Raw genomic sequence first — 20,740 nt, forward strand, 5'->3', positions numbered from 1 at the left:
CGCTCGCGTGAGCATCGCCTGACATGACGTGAGGGGCGCCCGGAACATCCCGGGCGCCCCTCATCGTCCGCCAAGATCAGAGCTTCTCGATCACGTAGAACTCATGCGTCCAGGAGGCCGATCAGTCAGCGCCCGGTCTCCAATTTCTGGCCCGGGCGATCACTCCCTGGCCTCCCACGAGGCCAACACAGATCGCCAGCATCGTGCTACCCACGACAGTCACGGCAGTGAGCTCCGGAGCCCAGCGGGCCCCGCCAGTGGTCACCATCGGGTATCCGAGGACGGTGGACACGACGGCGCCTGCAAAACCGGCTACGCCGATCGGGACGGACAAGTACCACAGTGCGGTGGACCGGAACACGTGTGTGTCTCCCGCCAGGACGCCTACGGGAGCGAGTCGGCTTCCGAAGACCTGGAACTCCGCCAAGGCGCTGAAGGCGGCGGCAAGTGCAGCCATGAGCATGCCCCCCAGCCCGAGCAGAGTCACCCAGTCCGCGATGGTCTCGTCCAGCAAGGCGCCACCGAGCTGCACACCTGCAAGGACGTTGACCAGGGGCGCCGTCCCCAGATGGCGATACGCGGCTTCCCGGACCGTGCTACCGGCTGACGCGTCACCTGGGTCAGAGATCACAACGAGTTTGACCTCTGCGCCACCACCGGGCTTCCCCGTCGTGGGTAGGTCGCCGGTAGCGATGCGCAGGTCCGGTGTCCCTGTTTCCCAGCGCCCCAGCTCGCTCAGTCGCCGATCGTCTTCGCGAAGGACGGTGGACCGAGCGGGTGGACAGGGTAGTTGAACAGCCTTCCAGCTCGCGCAGGGACCTGTGAGTACGGCCGGCTCACGCCGATCTTGGAGCAGAGCGAACAGAGCGCGTCCCTGTCCCAGATCCTCTTCGAACGCCTTGATCCGCGGGGTCGGCTGGACACGGCTTCTGATGATCAGGACGCTGTCCCCCAGGGCGTCGAACGTCTTCCTGGCCTCGGTCGCCGCTACCGTGGTTCGGCTCACCCACAGCTGCACCTGACTGACCAACCCCAGACCCACCACGACTGCCACAACGAGACGCGCGATGACTCCCGGATACGCGTGCAGCCAACGGCCCGCGATGAGCCCGCCCGAATACTGCTTCGTGATCGACCGACCGGCCAGCCGTCGCCCGAGGACCGTCATCACCCAGGCGATCAACGTAGGCAGAGTCGCGAGTGTCAGGACGATGCCGATCGCGTACTGCACGATACTGACGCGGTAATCCGGAGCCAGCGGCCCGAGATCGACCGGCATGGCCATCCCGAGGCCGAGCGCGCACAGCAGCGCGTAACGCCGCTTCACCCGGCCCCTGGTCAGCGTGCGTGGGGAACGACCGTCTCCCTTCTTTCGATGCAGCAACACCGAGGAGACAAGCACTCCCGCGGCCGCACCGGCCGCGCCGAGGAGGACAGCCGGCAGCCAGGCACGAACGGCCGCCGCCGGGAGCGTGTAGTCGGTGAGCGGAATGGCGATGTCGGTGTACGCCGCCGCCAGGAGCGGCGCCGTGCCGATCAAGGCGCCTGCCACCACCGGCCACAGCGCTTCGCCCATGCAGACAAGGGCCCGGTGCCGCCAAGTGCCGCCGAGTGCGTCGAGCAACGCCGTACGACGGTCACGTGAAGCCGAACCGCAGCGCAAGGCCACCACGGTCAGGACAGCGGCCGGAAGGCCCAGAAAGCCGATCACAGCCGCCATGAACGCGTCAGCATCGACCACGCTGATCGAGTCTCCGAACGGCGTGGGATCAGGGTCGCCGAAGCCAGAGATCCGCATCGTCTCGTCCCACTCAGGGGACTTGGTGGCCGTCGGTCTGACATAGGCCAACCGCTCCGAGGGAGACGTGAGGCCTTCAGCGGAGATTCTCCCCGCGTCCCGTCCGTAACGGTCGGAAATGCCCTCACGCTGCCCTGCCGCCGCAAGCGCTGGAGAGAGTACGGCCTCCCCCGGCCGCGGCCATTCGGTCAGGCCTGGGGGCGGCGAGGCGCTGGGAGTCAGCGGCTCGATGAAGATGACACTGTGCTGAAGTCCGCCGACCGTGTCACCGCTCTCCCGCCAGTGGGCGACAGCACGCTCTCCTGGGAACTTTCCGGTGAATCGAGGTGCTCTTGCCTGGGCGTGGCTCTGCTGCGCACTGTCTGCCGCCACGGTGATGATCACTGTGCCGACGGCACAGCAGAGGAACGCGGTGGCCAGTGCGAGCGCGAGACTCCGCAGCCGGTGTCCTGGACCGCCCTTGGAGGCCCGTAGGCCCACAGCCATCAGCTGCCGCGTCAAGCCGCGCCCGCTCAGACGCTCCACGTCTGAGCCCCCATGCTGATCTGCCCGTCCGTGATCCGTGCGACGCGCTCAGCGCCGACCGCCACGTCTTGATCATGCGTGACGAGCAGAAGCCCGCAGCCCCATCGGGAGGGCAGCGAATACAACAGTTGACTGACGCGGTCGCGGTTGTCGTCATCGAGTGCGCCGGTGGGTTCGTCGGCAAGAATCAATGACGGCCGGTTGACCAGTGCCCGAGCGATCGCCACCCGCTGGCGCTCCCCACCCGACAGCGATCCCGTGGACACCGAGGTATCAGAGATACCGAGGTCGCGAAGGAGTTCTTCAGCAGCGCTCCGTCCGCGGGAGCGTCGCACACCGCCCAGCATGGCAGCGAGCATCACGTTCTCCAGAGCTGTCAGCTCGGGGAGCAGTTCACCGAACTGGAAGACCATGCCGATATGGCGTGACCGGTGTCGTGCCCTCGCGCCGGCCCGTAGTGACGTGACGTTCGCACCCGCCACCTCGATGGTTCCGCTGTCCGGGCTCATGAGCCCCAGGACACACGAGAGCAGCGAGCTCTTTCCGCTGCCACTGGGCCCCATCAACGCGACGGACTCGCCCTCCGCGACAGTGAGATCTACGCCGTTGAGAAGCACACGGTCAGCCAGCTGGAGCCGGACGTCATGCAGTTGGAGGACGGGATTCCGCACCAAAAGTCCCTTGCGAGGAAGGCAGTGGTTGAACACGAGAACGCGCCCGTCACCTCGACGGCAACGGGCGCACCGCAGTCGCTCTAGATCCGGTATGCCCAGGAGCCGCACGCATCCGGCTTGGCGAATTGCTGCTCACAGACTCGGACCTTGTTGAGGACGGCACCCTCGCCGCTTCCCACGCAGTTGTCCGGACCAGCGCCGTTCTTGTCCCAGAGGTGGCTCGAACTGTTGTCGTAGACGCGGAAGTACTCGCCCTCTACCGCGTTCGTGTCGCTCTCCATGTCACAGACTCGGAGACGGCGATCACTGTCGTAACCCTTGGCAGTGTCGTCACCCTGCCAGGCCTGGATGTAGGCCCACGCCGGAGCGCTGCCGATGCTCAGCCCGAGGGCGAGAGTGGCGCCGGCCACCGTGACGGCGAGGCGCCCAGACCTGCCAAGTATTCGACTCTTCATCCGTTCCGTCCCTCCCCCAGAGGATCGATTCCTCCAGGACTTCACCTGTACTGCAGCCCCAGGCGCTCGCCCGGAGCCAAAAGATCATGACAGGTCCTCCTTGAGGCGTCCACTTGATACTTGCAACGTCCCCACGCCGCCCGCGACTTGGATCGACCGCCAGCCACTCGGGGCACCGCCACATGCGCCGCCGGGTAGCCCGCGGCTGTACGCGAGAGGGCGCCCCGCACAGGCGGGGCGCCCTCGGTCACGTATGCGAGAAGGTCAGAGCTTCTCGATCACATAGTCGACGCACTTCGTCAGGGCCTCGATGTCCGCCGGGTCGATCGCCGGGAACATCGCGACGCGCAGCTGGTTGCGGCCGAGCTTGCGGTAGGGCTCGGTGTCGACGATGCCGTTGGCGCGCAGGACCTTGGCGACGGCGGCGGCGTCGACCTCGTCCGTGAAGTCGATCGTGCCGATGACCTGGGAGCGCTTGGCCGGGTCGGTGACGAACGGGTTCGCGAACTTGACGTCCTCGGCCCAGCCGTACAGCGTCCGCGCGGACGTGGCGGTGCGGCGGACCGACCAGTCCAGACCGCCCTGGCCGTTGATCCACTCCAGCTGCTCGTTGAGGAGGAACAGCGTGGCGAGGGCCGGGGTGTTGTACGTCTGGTTCTTGCGGGAGTTGTCGATCGCCGTCGGGAGCGAGAAGAACTCCGGGACGTGGCGGCCGCTCGCGTGGATCCGCTCGGCGCGCTCGATCGCGGCCGGGGAGAAGACGCCGATCCACAGGCCGCCGTCGGAGGCGAAGGACTTCTGCGGGGCGAAGTAGTAGACGTCCGTCTCGGCGATGTCGACGGGGAGGCCGCCGGCCCCGGAGGTGGCGTCGACGAGCACCAGGGCGCCCTCGTCCGCGCCGGCCACGCGCTTGATCGGCATGGCGACACCGGTGGAGGTCTCGTTGTGGGTGAAGGCGTACACGTCGACGCCCGCCTCGGCGACCGGCTCGGGGTGCGTGCCCGGGTCGCTGGAGATGACGTCCGGCTCGGCCAGCCAGGGCGCGAGCTTGGCGGCCTTGGCGAACTTGGAGGAGAACTCGCCGAAGCTGAGGTGCTGCGACTTGTTCTCGATCAGGCCGTGCGTCGCGATGTCCCAGAACGCGGTGGAGCCGCCGTTGCCGAGGACCACCTCATACCCGTCGGGGAGCTGGAACAGCTCACGGATGCCCTCACGCACCTTGCCGACCAGGTTCTTGACAGGGGCCTGGCGGTGGGAGGTGCCGAGCAGGGACGTACCGGTGGCGGCCAGGGCGTCCAGCGCCTCCACCCGCACCTTGGAGGGGCCCGCGCCGAATCGACCGTCGGCGGGCTTGATGTCAGCAGGAATCTGGATCTCAGCCACGCTCTGGAGGTTAGCCGGTGAGGAAACCTGGGCGAAACGCGTTCCGTCGGGTGAGACGGGGTTCGTGTCGACGTGAGGCTGGTTTGCTGGACGTATGACGGATCTTGAGGCCGAGCTGCGCAAGGTCGTCCGGGGCGATGTGGGCTTCGACGTCACCTCCCGGGCACTGGTCACCATGGACGCCTCCAACTACCGCCGGGTCCCGCTCGGCGTCGTCGCCCCGCGCGACGCCGACGACGTGGCCGGCGTGCTGGAGGTGTGCCGGGCCCACGGCGTGCCGGTGGTGCCCCGGGGCGGGGGCACGTCCATCGCGGGGCAGGCCACCGGGACGGGTGTCGTCCTGGACTTCACCCGGCACATGAACCGGCTGGTCACCCTGGATCCCGAGGCGCGTACGGCCGTCGTGCAGCCGGGGCTGGTGCTCGACCGGCTCCAGGAGGCGGCGGCCCCGCACGGGCTGCGGTTCGGGCCCGACCCCTCCACCCACAGCCGCTGCACGCTCGGCGGCATGATCGGCAACAACTCGTGCGGCTCGCACTCGGTGGCCTGGGGGACGACCGCCGACAGTGTGCGCGAGCTGGACGTGATCACCGCGCGCGGGCGGCGGCTGCGGCTCGGGCAGGAGTGGGCCGGGGCGCCGGACGGCCTGCGGGAGCTGGTGGACGGCGAACTGGCCCGGCTGCGCACGGGCTTCCCGGAGCTGCCCCGCCGCATCTCCGGGTACGCGCTGGACGCCCTGCTGCCCGAGCGGGGCGCCGACGTGACCCGCTCCTTCTGCGGTTCCGAGGGCACGCTGGGCGTGCTGACGGAAGCGGTCGTACGACTCGTCGAGGCACCACGCGCGCGTGCGCTGGCCGTGCTGGGTTACGCCGACGAGAGCGCGGCGGCGGAGGCCGCTGCGGGGCTGCTGCCGTTCGGCCCGCTGACGGTGGAGGGCATGGCGGCGGACCTGGTGCCGTCCCCGGCCGCGCTGCCGCGGGGCGCGGCCTGGCTGTTCGTGGAGACCGGTGGGGAGTCGGCCGGGGAGGCACGCGCGCGTGCGGAGGCGATCGTGCGGGCGGCCGATGTCGTGGACGCCCTGGTGGTGACCGACCCGGCGGTGCAGCGTGCGCTGTGGCGGATCCGGGAGGACGCGAGCGGTACGGCGACCCGGATGCCGGACGGGACGGAGGCCTGGCCCGGCTGGGAGGACTGCGCGGTGCCGCCCGCCCGGCTCGGGCCGTATCTGCGGGACTTCCGGGCGCTGCTGGCCGCCCACGGCCTGCGCGGCACGCCGTACGGGCACTTCGGGGACGGCTGCATCCACGTCCGGATCGACTTCGACCTGCTCACGGAGCCCGGCATCGCCCGGTTCCGCCGCTTCTCCGAGGAGCTCGCGGAGCTGGTGGTGACCCACGGCGGCTCGCTGTCCGGGGAGCACGGCGACGGGCAGGCGCGGGCGGAACTGCTGCCCAGGATGTACGGGCCGGAGATGGTCGGCCTGTTCGAGCGGGCGAAGGGGGTGTGGGACCCCGACGACCTCCTCAACCCCGGCATGCTGGTGCGCCCCGCGCCCCTGGACGCCGGCCTGCGCTTCTCCGTCCTCCCCCGCGAGCCCGTCGACGTCGCCTTCGGCTATCCCTCCGACGGCGGTGACTTCTCGGCGGCGGTGCGTCGCTGCGTGGGCGTCGCCAAGTGCCGTACGACGTCGGTGTCCGGCTCCGCCGTCATGTGCCCGTCCTTCCGGGTGACCGGCGAGGAGCAGCACTCCACGCGCGGGCGGGCCCGGCTGCTGCACGAGATGCTCGCCGGTGAGGTGGTGACCGACGGCTGGCGCTCCACGGAGGTGCGGGACGCCCTGGACCTGTGCCTGTCCTGCAAGGGCTGCCGGTCGGACTGCCCGGTGGAGGTGGACATGGCCACGTACAAGGCGGAGTTCCTCCACCACCACTACGCCGGCCGGCGCCGCCCGGCCGCGCACTACGCCATGGGCCGGCTGCCGGTGTGGCTGCGCGCCGTGTCCCGTACGCGCACGGCGCGGCTGGTCAACGCCCTGGCCCGGCTGCGGCCCTGCGCCCGGGCGGCGAAACGGCTGGGCGGCATCGCCCCGGAGCGGGAGATCCCCCGGGTGGCGACCCGGACGTTCAGCCGGTGGTGGGAGCGGCGCCGGGCCTCCGTGCAGGGCGGCGACCTGGTCGTGCTGTGGCCCGACACCTTCACCGAGTACCTCTCGCCCTCCGTGGGACGGGCCGCCGTGCGGGTGCTGGAGGCGGCCGGGCTGCGGGTGGCGCTGCCGCCGACCGTGCGTCTGGAGAAACCGCCGGTGGGCGACGGCAGGACCGTCGCGCTCGACCCGCTGTCGCTGCTGCGGGGCCGGGGCCACGTCTGCTGCGGGCTGACGTACGTGTCGACGGGGCAGCTGGACCGCGCCCGAGCGGTCATGCGCCGCATGCTCGACCTGATGGAACCGGTGCTGGAGACCGACGCCCCGGTCGTGGTCCTGGAGCCGAGCTGCGCCGCGGCCCTGCGCACGGACGTCCCCGAGCTGCTGCACGACGACCCGCGCGCGGCCCGCCTCGCCGCCAAGGTCCGCACGTTCGCGGAGACGCTGGAACGCCACGCCCCCGACTGGACACCGCCGCGCGTCGACCGCCCGGTGGCCGGCCAGACCCACTGCCACCAGCACGCGGTGCTGGGCGACGCCGCCGACCGCCGGCTGCGCGGAGCCGCGCGGCTCACCGGCGAGCTGAGCGGCGGCTGCTGCGGCCTCGCGGGGAACTTCGGCTTCGAGAGGGGCCACTACGAGGTGTCCGCCGCATGCGCCGGGGAACAGCTCCTGCCGTCGGTACGGGACGCCCCCGACGGCACGGTCGTCCTCGCGGACGGCTTCTCCTGCCGCACGCAGCTGGAGCAGCTGGCGGGCGTGCGGGGCAGGCACCTGGCGGAGGTACTGGCGGGGGCGCTGGAGGAAGAAGAAGCGAACGCCCCGGAGGACGGGCGATGAATCTGGGGCGAGTGGTAGCCGCTGGACGCGCTTGAGGCGTTCGGGCCACGGGACGGCCGGACCCGAGTGTCTGAGCCGGGGGAGGGGCGGAGCCGCTCCTAGGCTCTCGGCACCAGCCACTCGAAGGAGCCCGTGCATGAGCGTCCGCGTCCAGCCGATCACCCGTGACGAGCACCTCGCGTTCGTCGCGGCCCGCCCCTCCGCCAGCCACACGCAGCTCCCCTCCTGGGGTGAGGTGAAGCCCGACTGGCGGTCGGAGAGCCTCGGCTGGTTCGACGGGGCCGGGCAGCTCGTCGGCGCCGGACTGGTGCTGCTGCGTCCGCTGCCCGGGCCGAGGCTGCCCGGACTGCCGCGGTACCTGGCGTACCTGCCCGAGGGCCCGCTCATCGACTGGCACGAGCCCGGCCTCGAACGTCTGCTGGAGCCGATGGTCGCCCACCTCGGCAGACAGGGCGCGTTCGCGGTGCGGATGGGCCCGCCGGTCGTGGTGCGCCGCTGGAGCGCCGAGGCGGTCAAGGCGGCGATCGCGGACCCGGCCGCCCGGCGCCTGCGCGACGTGCGGGCGACGTCGTTCGAACCGCGGGCCGGCCAGGTCGCGGACACCCTGCGCCGCATGGGCTGGCGGCAGACCGAACCCGGCGGCGAGGACGGCTTCGCTGCGGGACAGCCCCGGTACGTCTTCCAGGTGCCGCTGGCCGGACGGTCGCTGGAGGACATCCGCGGCGGCCTGAACCAGCAGTGGCGGCGCAACATCACCAAAGCGGAGAAGGCCGGCGTGAAGGTCGTACGCGGCGGCTACGACGATCTGCCGGCCTTCCACGAGCTGTACCGCGAGACCGCCGAGCGGGACCGCTTCATCCCGCGCCCGCTGCCCTACTTCCAGCGCATGTGGAGCGCGCTCACCGCCGAGCACCCGGACCGGATGCGGCTCTACCTCGCCTACCACGACGGCGAGGTGCTGGCCGGAGCGACGATGCTGACCGTCGGCGACCACGTCTGGTACTCCTACGGCGCCTCCACCAGCCGGCGGCGCGAGGTCCAGCCGAGCAGTGCCGTGCAGTGGCGCATGATGACGGACGCCCATGAACTCGGCGCCGCCGTCTACGACCTGCGCGGCATCACCGACACGCTGGAGGAGTCCAGCCACCTGCTGGGCCTGCTCCGGTTCAAGGTGGGCACGGGCGGCGAGGCCGTCGAGTACCTGGGCGAGTGGGACTTCCCGATCAACCGGCTGCTGTACAAGGCGCTGAGCCTGTACCTGGCCCGCCGCTGAGAGACCGGCCCCGGAGCATTCCGAGACAGTGGCATAAACGGTTTACGCGCCTGGCCGAGTCCATTACTCTGGACTTTGAAGTACATCTTGATGCACGTTAGCGTGTATGTAGATGTAGGTACGCCGAGCACAGGATCGCCCGTGACCCCTCCGGACACCGCCACCACGCCCCAGTCCGCGACGACCGCCACCGCCACCGCCGGCGCACCGGCCGCGGGGCCGGGCAGGCTGGGCTCCCTCGGGCCGGTGGGCCTGGTGTTCGCGGGCGGGGTCTCGGTGCAGTTCGGCGGCGCGCTGGCCGTGATGCTGATGCCGAGGGCGGGCGCCCTCGGGGTGGTGGCGCTGCGGCTGCTCGTGGCGGCCGCCGTCCTGCTGCTGGTCTGCCGGCCGCGCCTGCGCGGCCACTCGCGCACCGACTGGGGCACGGTCGTCGTCTTCGGCATCACCATGGCCGCGATGAACGGCCTCTTCTATCAGGCCGTCGCCCGCATCCCGCTGGGCCCCGCGGTCACCCTGGAGGTCCTCGGCCCTCTCGCCCTCTCGGTCCTGGCGTCCCGCCGCGCGATCAACGTCGTGTGGGCGGCCCTCGCCCTCGCCGGCGTCTTCCTCCTCGGCGGCGGAGGCTTCAGCGGCCTCGACCCCACAGGAGCGGCCTTCGCCCTGGGTGCCGGCGCCATGTGGGCGGCCTACATCATCTTCAGCGCCCGTACGGGCCGCCGCTTCCCGCAGGCGGACGGCCTGGCCCTGGCGATGGCCGTGGGGGCGGTGCTGTTCCTGCCGCTGGGCATCGCCGAGTCGGGCACGAAGCTGCTCGACCCGGTGACGCTGGGCCTGGGCGCTGCGGTGGCCCTGCTCTCCTCGGTCCTGCCCTACACCCTCGAACTCCTCGCCCTGCGCCGCCTGCCCGCCTCCACCTTCGCGATCCTCATGAGCCTGGAACCGGCCATCGCCGCGACGGCCGGCTTCCTCCTCCTCGACCAGGCCCTCACCGCCATGGAGGCCGCCGCGATCGCCCTCGTCATCGTGGCGAGCATGGGAGCGGTACGCACCCAGGTCGGGCGCGGACGCGGCAGCGACCGCCGGAAGACGGCGGCGCTGGAGGGTACGGGCCTGGAGGGCTAGAGCGACCGGACGCGTTCACTGCGGCCGGGACGCGCGCGCCACGCGAAACCCGACGTCGTCGATCCGGAACGTCGGATGACTGCGGCGCCGTACGGAGGCACGGCAACTCCAGTGCTCGTCGGCCCAGCCGCCGCCCCGCAGCACCCGGTAGGTGCCGTAGACCTCGGCGTCGTAGACGTCCCAGCACCACTCCCAGACATTGCCCAGCATGTCGTAGAGGCCCCACGCGTTGGGCCGCTTGCCGCCCACGGGGTGGATCCGCTCCTGTGAGGTGCCGCGATACCAGGCGATCTCGTCGAGCCGCCCGTACCGCGGCCCGCTGCCGCCGGCCCGGCAGGCGTGCTCCCACTCGGCCTCGGTCGGCAGCCGGTACCCGTCACCGGAGGCGTCCCGGCCGACCGACTCCGAGTCGTCACGCAGGCGGTACACCGGTGTCAGCCCCTCCGCCCGGGACAGCGCGTTGCAGAACCGGACCGCGTCCCACCACGACACGCCCTCGACGGGCAGCCGCTCACCGCGGGCGGCACTCGGCCGCTCGCCCGTGACCTGGGCGTACCAGGCCTGGGTGACCGGCACCGCCGACATCCGGAACGACGCGACGTCGACCGCCCAACTCCGCTGCGTCCGCCGGTCGGACAGCGTCACGCGCCCTGGCGGGACGCCCACCATCTCGATCCCCGTGTCCACGTCGGCGCCCATGCGAGCCACCCTAACGGCGGTGCGTTCGCCGTCGTGAAATTTCCGCGCGGCCACCGGAGTTGGCCTGGTCATGACTCAAGGCCCCGCACCCCGCCCGCTGTCCGAGGAAGCCCTCTCGGACCTGCTCGGCAAGCAGCAGTTCGGCACGCTCGCCACCGTCAAGCGCAACGGCCGGCCCCATCTGACCACCATGGTCTACGGCTGGGACCCCGAGGCCCGGATTGTGCGGTTCTCGACGACGGCCGACCGCGTCAAGGTCAGGCAGCTGCGGCACAATCCGCGCGCGGCGCTGCATGTGCAGGGCGGTGACGTGTGGTCGTTCGCCGTCGCGGAGGGCGAGGCGGAGGTGTCCGACGTCACGACGGTTCCCGGCGACGAGGTCGGGCGGGAGTTGCTCGGGATCATCCCGGAGGAGGCCAGGCCGCAGGACGAAGACACGTTCCTGGAGCAGTTGGTGGCCGAACGGCGGGTGGTCGTCCGCTTGCACGTGGACCGGCTGTACGGGACGGCGCTCGACATCGACGGCTGAGGTCTGCGGGGAGACTGGGCTTGAGTCTCCCGTAGGGGGAGGCACGAAGGTACAGGCATGGACGGCGACACCCTCTTCACGATCGGGGCCCTGGCCCGGCGGACCGGGCTGACGGTCAAGACCATTCGGTTCTACTCCGACACCGGAATCGTGCCGCCGACGGACCGCAGCCCGGCTGGCTACCGCCTCTATGACATCGGCGCACTGGCGCGTCTGGATCTGGTACGCACCCTGCGTGACCTGGGGCTCGACCTTGCTGTCATCCGGGAGGTGCTGGACCGGGAGGTCTCGGTGCCCGAGGTCGCGGCCGCACACGCCGACGCCCTGGACGTGCAGATCCGCACCCTCCGACTGCGGCGCGCGGTGCTGCGAGCGGTGGCCAAGAGGGGCTCCACGCCCGAGGAAATGGACCTCATGCACAAGCTTGCCAAGCTCTCCGACGACGAACGCCGACGCCTTGTCACCGACTTCATCGACGACACCTTCGGCAGGTTCGACGCCAACGCCGACTTCGTCGACATGATCCGCTCGGCCATGCCCGAACTGCCGGACGACCCCGAACCCCATCAGGTCGACGCCTGGGTGGAACTCGCCGAACTCATCCAGGACCCCGACTTCCGCGCCGCCGTCCGCCGCATGGCCGAGTACCAGGCGGCCGAGCGCGCCCAGGGCGACGTCACCGGCCTGCACCACGACCTCACCGAGACCGTCCGCGACAGCGTCGGCCGCGCGCTCGATGCCGGTATCGCCCCGGCCGCGGCCGCGGCCGCACCCGTCGTCGACGCCCTCACCGCCCGTTACGCGGAGACCTTCAGCCGTGCCGACGACGCCGGCTTGCGCCACTGGCTGCTGACGCGCCTGGAGATCGCCGGCGATCCCCGCGCGGAGCGCTACTGGCACCTGCTGGCCGTCATCAACGGATGGCCCGTCCCGCCCAGCCTGGCACCGGTGTTCAGGTGGCTCACAGAGGCCCTGCGCGCTCACACTCCGCAGCAGTCCCGCGTGCGGTAGTCAAGAAACGCCCGTCACCAAGGCACTGTTCAGCGCAGGTGTCCCGCTGGGCCGGATCGGACGCCCGGAGGAGGTCGCCGACGTGGTGGCGTTCCTCGCTTCCGAGCAGAGCGGCTTCATGCTCGGAGCCAACCTGTACGTCGACGGCGGCGAGAGCCAGGTCTGACTCCCTAGGGGGCGTCCGCGCCCTCTAGGGAGCCAGCACCCCCCGCACCGAGATCCCGTAATGCACCCGCAGCTCCCACAGCCCGACCGCGGTCACGGACAGCGGGGCCCCGAGCGCGAACACCGCCCGCACCGGCCCCGGCACGCCCGCGTACGCCCCGGTGAACACGTCGATCAGTGCCATGTCCCAGACCAGCGTCATGGCGAGCAGCGGCGGCATGGTCTGGTGGATGTCGACCGTGGCCGGGAAGACGAAGACCCCGGCGATGAGGGCCAGGATCGCGCCGAACGATTTCGCGGCCCGGCGCAGCAGGTCCCGGCGGGCCGACGGAGCCGTCAGGGCCGTCAGGACGCCCACGACCACCGGGAGCGTCACGGACAGCACCAGCACGCTGATCCACGACTGCGAGAATCGGTCGCTCGCCATGTCCTCGACGGAGTGGGCGATCTTGTAGGACACCGACACCCACACCACCGCGCCGAGCCCCACGAACGTGCGGATCCTCTGCATGCGCGCGATGAACGGATCCTCGACGAGGTCCGGCCGGGACGGCTTGAAGACCCGGCGCGCGGTGCGAATGGGGCCGATCCGCCGCCGCAGCCGCGTCAAGAGGCCGGGCGGTGGCGCCTGCGGTGGCATCGGAGGAGGTATAGGAGTGCGGCACATGGGGCGGATGCCACCGCCGATGCCCGGTGGCTGGTGCGGAGGCACATAGGGGCCGGGCTCAGGCTGCGGGTACGGCTGTCCGCCGTGCGGGCCGTACGGTGGCGGCTGCCCGCCCGGGTTCCAGTCGCTCATCCTTGTGTCTCCCCCGATGCGTGACCCGTGCGCGACCAAGTGAACGAGCGTGTCCCAGAGTGTATGGAGCGCGCCGCCGAAGCACACGCTTCCGGCCACCGGCACATTTACATGCAAGCACGCTTGATTGTTTCTGGCCCCGCTGCCATGCTCCTCAGCACGCCACACCACCAGCACCGCCCCGCACCACCCCCGCACACCGCCGTGCCCCGAGGGGAGCGCCCGTGTCCGATCCGACGACGTCCGTGATCGACGACCTGCGCGAGGAGAGCGAGGAACTCGACCGCCTCGTCGCCGGGTTGAGCGCACCGAGCTGGGCGCTCCCCACCCCCGCGCCCGGCTGGACCGTCGCCCACCAGATCGCCCACCTGGCCTGGACGGACCGTTCGGCCCTGCTCGCCGTCACGGACGCCGACGGCTTCCATGCCTTGGTCGAGAAGGCCCTCGCCGCACCGGGCTCCTTCGTCGACGAGGGCGCCGAGGAGGACGCCGGACTGCCGCCCGCCGACCTGCTCGCGCGGTGGCGCGACGGCCGTGCGGCGTTGGACGAGGCGCTGCGGGCCGCCCCGCCCAAGGCGCGCTTCCCCTGGTACGGCCCACCCATGTCGGCCGCCTCCATGGCGACGGCCCGTCTGATGGAGACCTGGGCCCACGGACAGGATGTGGCTGACGCCCTCGGTGTGGTGCGCCCACCCACCGACCGGCTGCGGCATGTGGCCCGGCTCGGGGTGCGGACCCGGGACTTCGCCTACGGCGTGCACGGGCTGACTCCGCCGGCCGATCCTTTCCGCGTCGAACTCCAGGCCCCCTCCGGCGACTTGTGGGCGTACGGCCCCGAGGACGCCCCGCAACGTGTCACCGGGCCCGCCCTAGACTTCTGCCTCCTGGTCACCCAGCGCGCCCACCGCGCCGATCTCGCCCTGCGCGCCGAGGGCCCCGACGCCGACCGCTGGCTGGACATCGCCCAGGCCTTCGCGGGCCCGCCCGGCACCGGCCGCACCCCGAAAGGGGAGGCGCGGTGACCCTCCGCATCGGCAACGCCTCCGGCTTCTACGGCGACCGCTTCGACGCCATGCGCGAGATGCTCACGGGCGGCGACCTGGACGTCCTCACCGGTGACTATCTCGCCGAGCTGACGATGCTCATCCTCGGCCGGGACCGGCTGAAGGACCCGGGCGCCGGATACGCCCGTACGTTCCCGCGGCAGTTGGAGGACTGCCTGGGGCTCGCCCACGAGCGGGGCGTGAAGATCGTCACCAACGCCGGCGGGCTCAACCCGGCCGGACTGGCCGACGCCGTACGGCACTTGGCCGACCGGCTCGGCATCCCCGTGCGCGTCGCACATGTGGAGGGCGACGACCTCACCGCCGCCCACCCCGGCAGCCTCGCCGCCCACGCCTACCTCGGCGGCTTCGGGATCGCGGCCTGTCTGCGGGCCGGTGCCGACGTCGTCGTCACCGGGCGGGTGACGGACGCGGCACTCGTGACCGGCCCGGCCGCCGCCCACTTCGGGTGGCAGGAGACGGACCACGACCGGCTGGCCGGGGCCGTCGTCGCCGGGCACGTGCTGGAGTGCGGGGCGCAGGCCACCGGCGGCAACTACGCCTTCTTCCGGGACGGCGACGTGCGCCGGCCCGGCTTCCCGCTCGCCGAGCTCCACGAGGACGGCTCTTGCGTCATCACCAAGCACCCCGGCACCGGCGGCTTCGTCGACGTCGGCACGGTCACCGCCCAGTTGCTGTACGAGACGGCCGGGGCCCGGTACGCGGGGCCGGACGTCACCGCCCGGCTGGACACCGTGCGGCTCGCCCAGGACGGGCCCGACCGGGTGCGGATCGAGGGTGTGCGAGGGGAGGCGCCGCCGCCCACCCTCAAGGTCGGGCTGAACGGGCTCGGCGGCTTCCGCAACGAGGTCGTCTTCGTGCTCACCGGCCTCGACATCGAGGCCAAGGCCGCCCTGGTGCGGGAGCAGATGGAACCGGCCCTCGGCAAGGCCGCCGACGTGCGCTGGGAGCTGGTCCGCACCGACCGGCCCGACGCCCCGAGCGAGGAGACGGCGAGCGCGCTGCTGCGGCTCGTCGTACGGGACCCCGACCAGGAGACGGTCGGGCGGGCCCTGAGCGGGGCCGCCGTGGAGCTGGCGCTCGCCAGTTACCCCGGCTTCCATGTGCTGGCACCACCCGAAAAGGGCTCGCCCTATGGGGTCTTCGAGGATGTGTACGTCCCCCATGGTGCCGTCGACCATGTGGCCGTCCTCCATGACGGGCGCCGGGTCTCCGTGCCGCCGGCCCCCGACACCGCCGTACTCGACGAGGTGCCGGAACCGCCCCTGCCGGAGCCGCTGCCGCCCGGGCCCGCCCGGCGCGCCCCCCTCGGCCTCGTCGCGGGCGCCCGCAGCGGTGACAAGGGCGGCAACGCCAACGTCGGGGTGTGGGCCCGCACGGACGACGCCTGGCGCTGGCTCGTGCACGCACTGACAACCGACCGGTTCCAGGAGCTGATCCCCGAGAGCCGGCCGCTGAACGTCACCCGGCACGTCCTGCCCAACCTCCGCGCCCTCAACTTCGTCGTCGAAGGCATCCTCGGCGCGGGCGTCGCCGACCGGCACCGCTTCGACCCGCAGGCCAAGGCCCTCGGCGAATGGCTGCGCTCCCGCCACCTGGACATACCGGAGGCTCTGCTGTGACCGTCCTGACCTCCGCGCTCGACCCGAGCGGCCCCGAGTACCGGGCCAACCGCGAGACCATGCTCGCCAAGCTCACCGAACTCGACGCCGAGCACGCCAAGGCTCTTGCGGGCGGCGGCGAGAAGTACGTCGAGCGGCACCGGCGGCGCGGCAAACTCCTCGCCCGTGAACGGATCGAGCTGCTCCTCGACCCCGACACGCCCTTCCTGGAGCTGTCCCCGCTGGCCGCCTGGGGCAGCGACCACACCGTGGGCGCCTCCCTCGTCACCGGCATCGGTGTCGTCGAGGGAGTGGAGTGCCTGATCACGGCCAACGACCCGACCGTGCGCGGGGGCGCGAGCAACCCGTGGTCGCTGAAGAAGGCCCTGCGCGCGAACGACATCGCGCTCACCAACCGGCTGCCCTGCATCAGTCTGGTGGAGTCCGGCGGCGCCGACCTGCCGTCGCAGAAGGAGATCTTCATCCCCGGGGGTGCCATCTTCCGGGACCTGACCCGGCTGTCCGCCGCCGGGATCCCCACCCTCGCGGTCGTCTTCGGCAACTCCACGGCCGGAGGCGCCTACATCCCCGGCATGTCCGACCACGTGATCATGGTCAAGGAGCGGGCGAAGGTGTTCCTCGGCGGTCCGCCGCTGGTGAAGATGGCCACGGGGGAGGAGAGCGACGACGAGTCCCTGGGCGGCGCCGGGATGCACGCGCGCGTGTCGGGCCTCGCCGACCACTTCGCCGTCGACGAGCAGGACGCGCTCCGGCAGGCCCGCCGTGTGGTCGCCCGCCTCAACCACCGCAAGGCGTACGGCGATCCGGGCCCGGCCGAGCCCCCCAAGTACGACGCCGACGAACTCCTCGGCATCGTCCCCGGCGATCTCAAGAGCCCCTTCGACCCGCGTGAGGTCATCGCCCGCATCGTCGACGCCTCCGACTTCGACGAGTTCAAACCGCTGTACGGGACCAGCCTGACCACCGGCTGGGCCACGCTCCACGGCTACCCGATCGGCATCCTGGCCAACGCCCAAGGGGTCCTCTTCAGCGAGGAGTCCCAGAAGGCCACCCAGTTCATCCAGCTCGCCAACCAGCGTGACATCCCACTGCTCTTCCTGCACAACACCACCGGCTACATGGTCGGCAGGGAATACGAGCAGGGCGGCATCATCAAACACGGCGCGATGATGATCAACGCGGTCAGCAACAGCCGCGTCCCGCACCTCTCCGTCCTCATGGGCGCCTCCTACGGCGCCGGCCACTACGGCATGTGCGGCCGGGCCTACGACCCGCGTTTCCTCTTCGCCTGGCCCAGCGCCAAGTCGGCCGTGATGGGCCCGCAGCAGCTCGCGGGCGTGCTGTCGATCGTCGCCCGCCAGTCGGCCGCGGCGAAGGGACAGCCGTACGACGAGGAGGCGGACGCGGCCCTGCGCGCCATGGTGGAGCAGCAGATCGAGTCCGAGTCGCTGCCGATGTTCCTGTCCGGGCGGCTGTACGACGACGGCGTCATCGACCCGCGTGACACCCGCACCGTCCTCGGCATGTGCCTCTCCGCCATCCACACCGCCCCCTACGAGGGCGCGCGCGGCGGCTTCGGCGTCTTCCGGATGTGAGGAAACCTTCCGTGATCACTTCTGTGCTCGTCGCCAACCGGGGCGAGATAGCCTGCCGCGTCTTCCGCACCTGCCGCGAGCTCGGCATCCGCACGGTCGCCGTGCACTCGGACGCCGACGAGAACGCCCTCCACGCGCGCGTGGCCGACACGGGCGTACGACTTCCGGGGGCCGCGCCCGCCGACACCTACCTGCGCGGCGACCTGATCGTGAAAGCCGCCGTCGCGGCCGGAGCGGACGCCGTGCACCCCGGCTACGGCTTCCTCTCCGAGAACGCCGGCTTCGCCCGGGCCGTCCTGGACGCGGGCCTGGTCTGGATCGGCCCGCCCCCGGACGCCATCGAGGCGATGGCGTCCAAGACCCGCGCCAAGCGGCTGATGGGGCTGAAGCCCCTCACCGACGTCACCGAGACCGACCTCCCGGTCCTGGTGAAGGCGGCGGCGGGCGGCGGCGGACGCGGCATGCGCGTCGTACGGCACCTGGCGGACCTGGACGCCGAACTGGCCGCCGCACGCGCCGAAGCGGAGAGCGCCTTCGGCGACGGCGAGGTCTTCGTCGAGCCGTACGTCGAGAACGGCCGCCACGTCGAGGTGCAGATCCTCGCCGACACCCACGGCACCGTCTGGCCGCTCGGCACCCGCGACTGCTCCCTCCAGCGCCGCCACCAGAAGGTCGTCGAGGAGGCCCCCGCCCCCGGCCTCTCCGAGGAACTCCAGGAGGAGCTGAGCGCCCTCGCCGTACGGGCCGCCCGAGCCGTCGACTACACGGGCGCCGGCACGGTCGAGTTCCTCGTCGCCGACGGCAGGGCCCACTTCCTGGAGATGAACACCCGTCTCCAAGTCGAACACCCCGTGACGGAAGCCGTGTTCGGCCTCGACCTGGTCGCCGAACAGATCCGCGTCGCCGAGGGCCACCCCCTCGACACCACCCCGCCTCGCGCGCGTGGCCACGCCGTGGAGGCCCGCCTCTACGCCGAGGACCCGTCCCGCGACTGGTCCCCCCAGACCGGCCGCCTGCACCGCCTCGCCCTGCCCGAGGGCATCCGCCTCGACACCGGCTACACCGACGGCGACGACATCGGCGTCCACTACGACCCCATGCTCGCCAAGGCCGTGGCCCACGCCCCCACGCGCACGGAGGCAGTCCGCAAGCTCGCCTCCGCGCTGGAACGGGCCGTGATCCACGGCCCCGTCACCAACCGCGACCTCCTGGTCCGCTCCCTGCGCCACCCGGAGTTCACCACGGCCCGCATGGACACCGGCTTCTACGACCGCCACCTGCCGCACCTGAGCGAGCCGTCCCCCGACCCGCACGCCCCCCTGGCCGCCGCCCTCGCCGACGCCCAGGGCCGCTCCCGCTTCGGCGGCTGGCGCAACGTCCCCTCACAACCGCAGACCAAGCGGTACGCCATGGCGGGGCAGGAACACGAGGTCCACTACCGGCACACGCGCACGGGCCTGGAGGCGGACGGCGTACGGGTGGTGCACGCCGACGCGCACCTCGTCGTCCTCGAAGTGGACGGAGTCCGGCGCAAGTTCGAGGTGAGGCACTACGGCGACCAGGTCTACGTCAACTCCACCGCCCTGACGACCCTGCCCCGCTTCCCCGGCCCGACGACCCAGCACGCCCCCGGCTCCCTCCTGGCCCCCATGCCGGGCACGGTCGTCCGAGTGGCCGACGGCCTCACCGCAGGAACACCCGTGAAGGCCGGAGACCCTCTCCTCTGGCTGGAGGCGATGAAGATGCAGCACAAGATCACGGCCCCGGTCACGGGAACGCTGAGTGAGTTGTGCGTCGTGGCAGGACAACAGGTCGAGCCGGGCGCGCTGTTGGCAGTGGTGACAGAAACCTTCTAGGGGCGCGGGGAACTGCGCGACAAGCCACATACGGCTCGCACCCGAAAGGACTCCCCATGGACACCGAAGACCACAAAGCCCTACGAGAGGCAGTCGCCGCACTCGGCAACCGCCACGGCCGCCCCCACGATCCCGCACAACTCTGGTCCGAAGCAGGAAAACTCGGCTACCTCGGCGTCAACCTCCCCGAGGGATACGGCGGCGGAGGCGGCGGCATCTCCGAACTCTCCATCGTCCTCGAAGAACTCGGCGCGGCCGGCTGCCCCCTCCTCATGATGATCGTGTCACCGGCGATCTGCGGCACAGTGATAGCCCGCTTCGGCACGGACGCCCAGAAACAACAGTGGCTCCCGGCCCTGGCGGACGGCTCCCGCCTCATGGCCTTCGGCATCACCGAACCCGACGCCGGCTCCAACAGCCACCGCATCACCACCACCGCACGCCGCGACCAGGACACCGGAGACTGGATCCTCAAAGGCCGCAAGGTCTTCATCTCCGGCGTCGACCTAGCGGACGCGACCCTCATCGTCGGCCGCACGGAGGACGCCCGCACCGGCCGCCTCAAGCCCTGCCTGTTCATCGTCCCGCGCGACGCCCCCGGCTTCACCCGCCGCCCCATCGACATGGAACTCACCGCCGCCGAGAAGCAGTTCGAGCTGACGCTGGACGACGTACGGCTGCCCGCCGACGCACTCGTCGGCGACGAGGACGCAGGTCTCCTCCAGCTCTTCGCCGGCCTCAACCCCGAGCGCATCATGACGGCCGCCTTCGCGATCGGCATGGGCCGCCACGCCCTCGCGAAAGCCGTCGAGTACGCCCGCGACCGGCAGGTCTGGGACACTCCCATCGGCGCCCACCAGGCCATCGCCCACCCCCTGGCCCAGGCGCACATCGACCTCGAACTCGCGCGCCTGATGATGCAGAAGGCGGCCCGGCTGTACGACGCCGGCGACGACATGGGCGCGGGCGAGGCCGCCAACATGGCGAAGTACGCGGCGGGGGAGGCCTGTGTGAAGGCCGTGGACCAGGCCGTGCACACCCTCGGCGGCAACGGCCTCACCCGAGAGTTCGGTCTCGCCTCGCTGATAACGGCCGCGCGCGTGGCTCGTATCGCCCCGGTGAGCCGGGAGATGATTCTCAACTACGTCTCCCACCAGACCCTGGGCCTGCCCAAGTCGTACTGAGAC

At 71.3% G+C, this 20,740-nt stretch carries 16 protein-coding genes and 1 pseudogene; 11 read left to right on the forward strand and 6 right to left on the reverse strand.

Annotation, left to right across the window (positions count from 1 at the left end):
* Window positions 1-121: 121 nt before the first annotated feature.
* From ACIBL4_RS32695 to serC, 4 genes are all read right to left on the reverse strand, one after another.
* Window positions 122-2,182, reverse strand: a complete 2,061-nt coding sequence (locus ACIBL4_RS32695; protein WP_399415380.1) for a hypothetical protein — start codon at window positions 2,180-2,182, stop codon at window positions 122-124.
* Window positions 2,183-2,310: 128 nt separating this feature from the next.
* Window positions 2,311-2,994: an ABC transporter ATP-binding protein gene (locus ACIBL4_RS32700; RefSeq protein WP_399415382.1), complete on the reverse strand. Its 684-nt coding sequence runs from the start codon at window positions 2,992-2,994 to the stop codon at window positions 2,311-2,313.
* A gap of 83 nt (window positions 2,995-3,077) precedes the next feature.
* Entirely contained in the window at window positions 3,078-3,452 is a 375-nt protein-coding gene (locus ACIBL4_RS32705) for a hypothetical protein (RefSeq protein ID WP_399415383.1), read from the reverse strand.
* 264 nt (window positions 3,453-3,716) lie between these two features.
* Entirely contained in the window at window positions 3,717-4,835 is a 1,119-nt protein-coding gene (gene serC, locus ACIBL4_RS32710) for a phosphoserine transaminase (protein ID WP_399415384.1), read from the reverse strand.
* A 94-nt stretch (window positions 4,836-4,929) separates the two neighbouring features.
* Between serC and ACIBL4_RS32715 the strand changes: the two genes are divergently transcribed.
* From ACIBL4_RS32715 to ACIBL4_RS32725, 3 genes are all read left to right on the forward strand, one after another.
* Window positions 4,930-7,818: an FAD-binding and (Fe-S)-binding domain-containing protein gene (locus ACIBL4_RS32715; protein WP_399415385.1), complete on the forward strand. Its 2,889-nt coding sequence runs from the start codon at window positions 4,930-4,932 to the stop codon at window positions 7,816-7,818.
* 136 nt (window positions 7,819-7,954) lie between these two features.
* Window positions 7,955-9,091 (forward strand): lipid II:glycine glycyltransferase FemX, encoded by a 1,137-nt coding sequence (locus tag ACIBL4_RS32720; RefSeq protein WP_399415386.1) that lies wholly within the window; start codon window positions 7,955-7,957, stop codon window positions 9,089-9,091.
* Window positions 9,092-9,232: 141 nt separating this feature from the next.
* A complete protein-coding gene (locus tag ACIBL4_RS32725; protein ID WP_399415387.1) occupies window positions 9,233-10,213 on the forward strand; it encodes an EamA family transporter in 981 nt (326 codons plus the stop codon).
* 15 nt (window positions 10,214-10,228) lie between these two features.
* On the opposite strand, the gene ACIBL4_RS32730 is transcribed toward ACIBL4_RS32725, so the two are convergent.
* A complete protein-coding gene (locus ACIBL4_RS32730; protein WP_399415388.1) occupies window positions 10,229-10,912 on the reverse strand; it encodes a formylglycine-generating enzyme family protein in 684 nt (227 codons plus the stop codon).
* A gap of 70 nt (window positions 10,913-10,982) precedes the next feature.
* Here ACIBL4_RS32730 and ACIBL4_RS32735 point away from each other — a divergent pair, with 70 nt between their 5' ends.
* The 3 genes and pseudogenes from ACIBL4_RS32735 to ACIBL4_RS32745 all read left to right on the forward strand — a co-directional run.
* Window positions 10,983-11,441, forward strand: coding sequence for a pyridoxamine 5'-phosphate oxidase family protein (locus ACIBL4_RS32735; RefSeq protein ID WP_399415390.1), 459 nt, complete (start codon window positions 10,983-10,985; stop codon window positions 11,439-11,441).
* Between the two features lie 57 nt (window positions 11,442-11,498).
* Window positions 11,499-12,452: a MerR family transcriptional regulator gene (locus ACIBL4_RS32740; protein WP_399415391.1), complete on the forward strand. Its 954-nt coding sequence runs from the start codon at window positions 11,499-11,501 to the stop codon at window positions 12,450-12,452.
* 4 nt (window positions 12,453-12,456) lie between these two features.
* Window positions 12,457-12,618: pseudogene (locus ACIBL4_RS32745) on the forward strand (SDR family oxidoreductase); the annotation flags it as partial.
* A gap of 24 nt (window positions 12,619-12,642) precedes the next feature.
* Here ACIBL4_RS32745 and ACIBL4_RS32750 read toward each other — a convergent pair.
* The gene (locus tag ACIBL4_RS32750) at window positions 12,643-13,257 is read right to left on the reverse strand and encodes a hypothetical protein (protein ID WP_399415392.1); all 615 of its coding nucleotides are present in this window, start codon (window positions 13,255-13,257) and stop codon (window positions 12,643-12,645) included.
* A 383-nt stretch (window positions 13,258-13,640) separates the two neighbouring features.
* Between ACIBL4_RS32750 and ACIBL4_RS32755 the strand changes: the two genes are divergently transcribed.
* The 5 genes from ACIBL4_RS32755 to ACIBL4_RS32775 are packed head-to-tail and all read left to right on the forward strand — an operon-like array spanning window position 13,641 to window position 20,737.
* Window positions 13,641-14,438, forward strand: coding sequence for a TIGR03084 family metal-binding protein (locus ACIBL4_RS32755; protein ID WP_399415393.1), 798 nt, complete (start codon window positions 13,641-13,643; stop codon window positions 14,436-14,438).
* Entirely contained in the window at window positions 14,435-16,102 is a 1,668-nt protein-coding gene (locus tag ACIBL4_RS32760) for an acyclic terpene utilization AtuA family protein (protein ID WP_399415394.1), read from the forward strand. The genes ACIBL4_RS32755 and ACIBL4_RS32760 overlap by 4 nt, the downstream gene beginning before the upstream one ends.
* A complete protein-coding gene (locus ACIBL4_RS32765; protein ID WP_399415396.1) occupies window positions 16,099-17,697 on the forward strand; it encodes an acyl-CoA carboxylase subunit beta in 1,599 nt (532 codons plus the stop codon). Before ACIBL4_RS32760 ends, ACIBL4_RS32765 begins: the two co-directional genes overlap by 4 nt.
* A gap of 11 nt (window positions 17,698-17,708) precedes the next feature.
* A complete protein-coding gene (locus tag ACIBL4_RS32770; protein WP_399415397.1) occupies window positions 17,709-19,553 on the forward strand; it encodes a biotin carboxylase N-terminal domain-containing protein in 1,845 nt (614 codons plus the stop codon).
* 56 nt (window positions 19,554-19,609) lie between these two features.
* Window positions 19,610-20,737: an acyl-CoA dehydrogenase family protein gene (locus ACIBL4_RS32775; protein ID WP_399415398.1), complete on the forward strand. Its 1,128-nt coding sequence runs from the start codon at window positions 19,610-19,612 to the stop codon at window positions 20,735-20,737.
* The last annotated feature ends 3 nt before the right edge of the window (window positions 20,738-20,740 follow it).

It is taken from the genome of Streptomyces sp. NPDC050416 (assembly GCF_044458845.1).
In the GTDB taxonomy this organism is placed as follows: domain Bacteria; phylum Actinomycetota; class Actinomycetes; order Streptomycetales; family Streptomycetaceae; genus Streptomyces.

Excerpts from the sequence above, each read along its gene's own strand:
- ACIBL4_RS32705 (WP_399415383.1), bottom strand. The coding sequence starts at position 3,452 with ATGAAGAGTCGAATACTTGGCAGGTCTGGGCGCCTCGCCGTCACGGTG.
- ACIBL4_RS32715 (WP_399415385.1), top strand. The coding sequence starts at position 4,930 with ATGACGGATCTTGAGGCCGAGCTGCGCAAGGTCGTCCGGGGCGATGTG.
- ACIBL4_RS32720 (WP_399415386.1), top strand. The coding sequence starts at position 7,955 with ATGAGCGTCCGCGTCCAGCCGATCACCCGTGACGAGCACCTCGCGTTC.
- ACIBL4_RS32730 (WP_399415388.1), bottom strand. The coding sequence starts at position 10,912 with ATGGGCGCCGACGTGGACACGGGGATCGAGATGGTGGGCGTCCCGCCA.
- ACIBL4_RS32735 (WP_399415390.1), top strand. The coding sequence starts at position 10,983 with ATGACTCAAGGCCCCGCACCCCGCCCGCTGTCCGAGGAAGCCCTCTCG.
- ACIBL4_RS32740 (WP_399415391.1), top strand. The coding sequence starts at position 11,499 with ATGGACGGCGACACCCTCTTCACGATCGGGGCCCTGGCCCGGCGGACC.
- ACIBL4_RS32750 (WP_399415392.1), bottom strand. The coding sequence starts at position 13,257 with ATGCCACCGCAGGCGCCACCGCCCGGCCTCTTGACGCGGCTGCGGCGG.
- ACIBL4_RS32775 (WP_399415398.1), top strand. The coding sequence starts at position 19,610 with ATGGACACCGAAGACCACAAAGCCCTACGAGAGGCAGTCGCCGCACTC.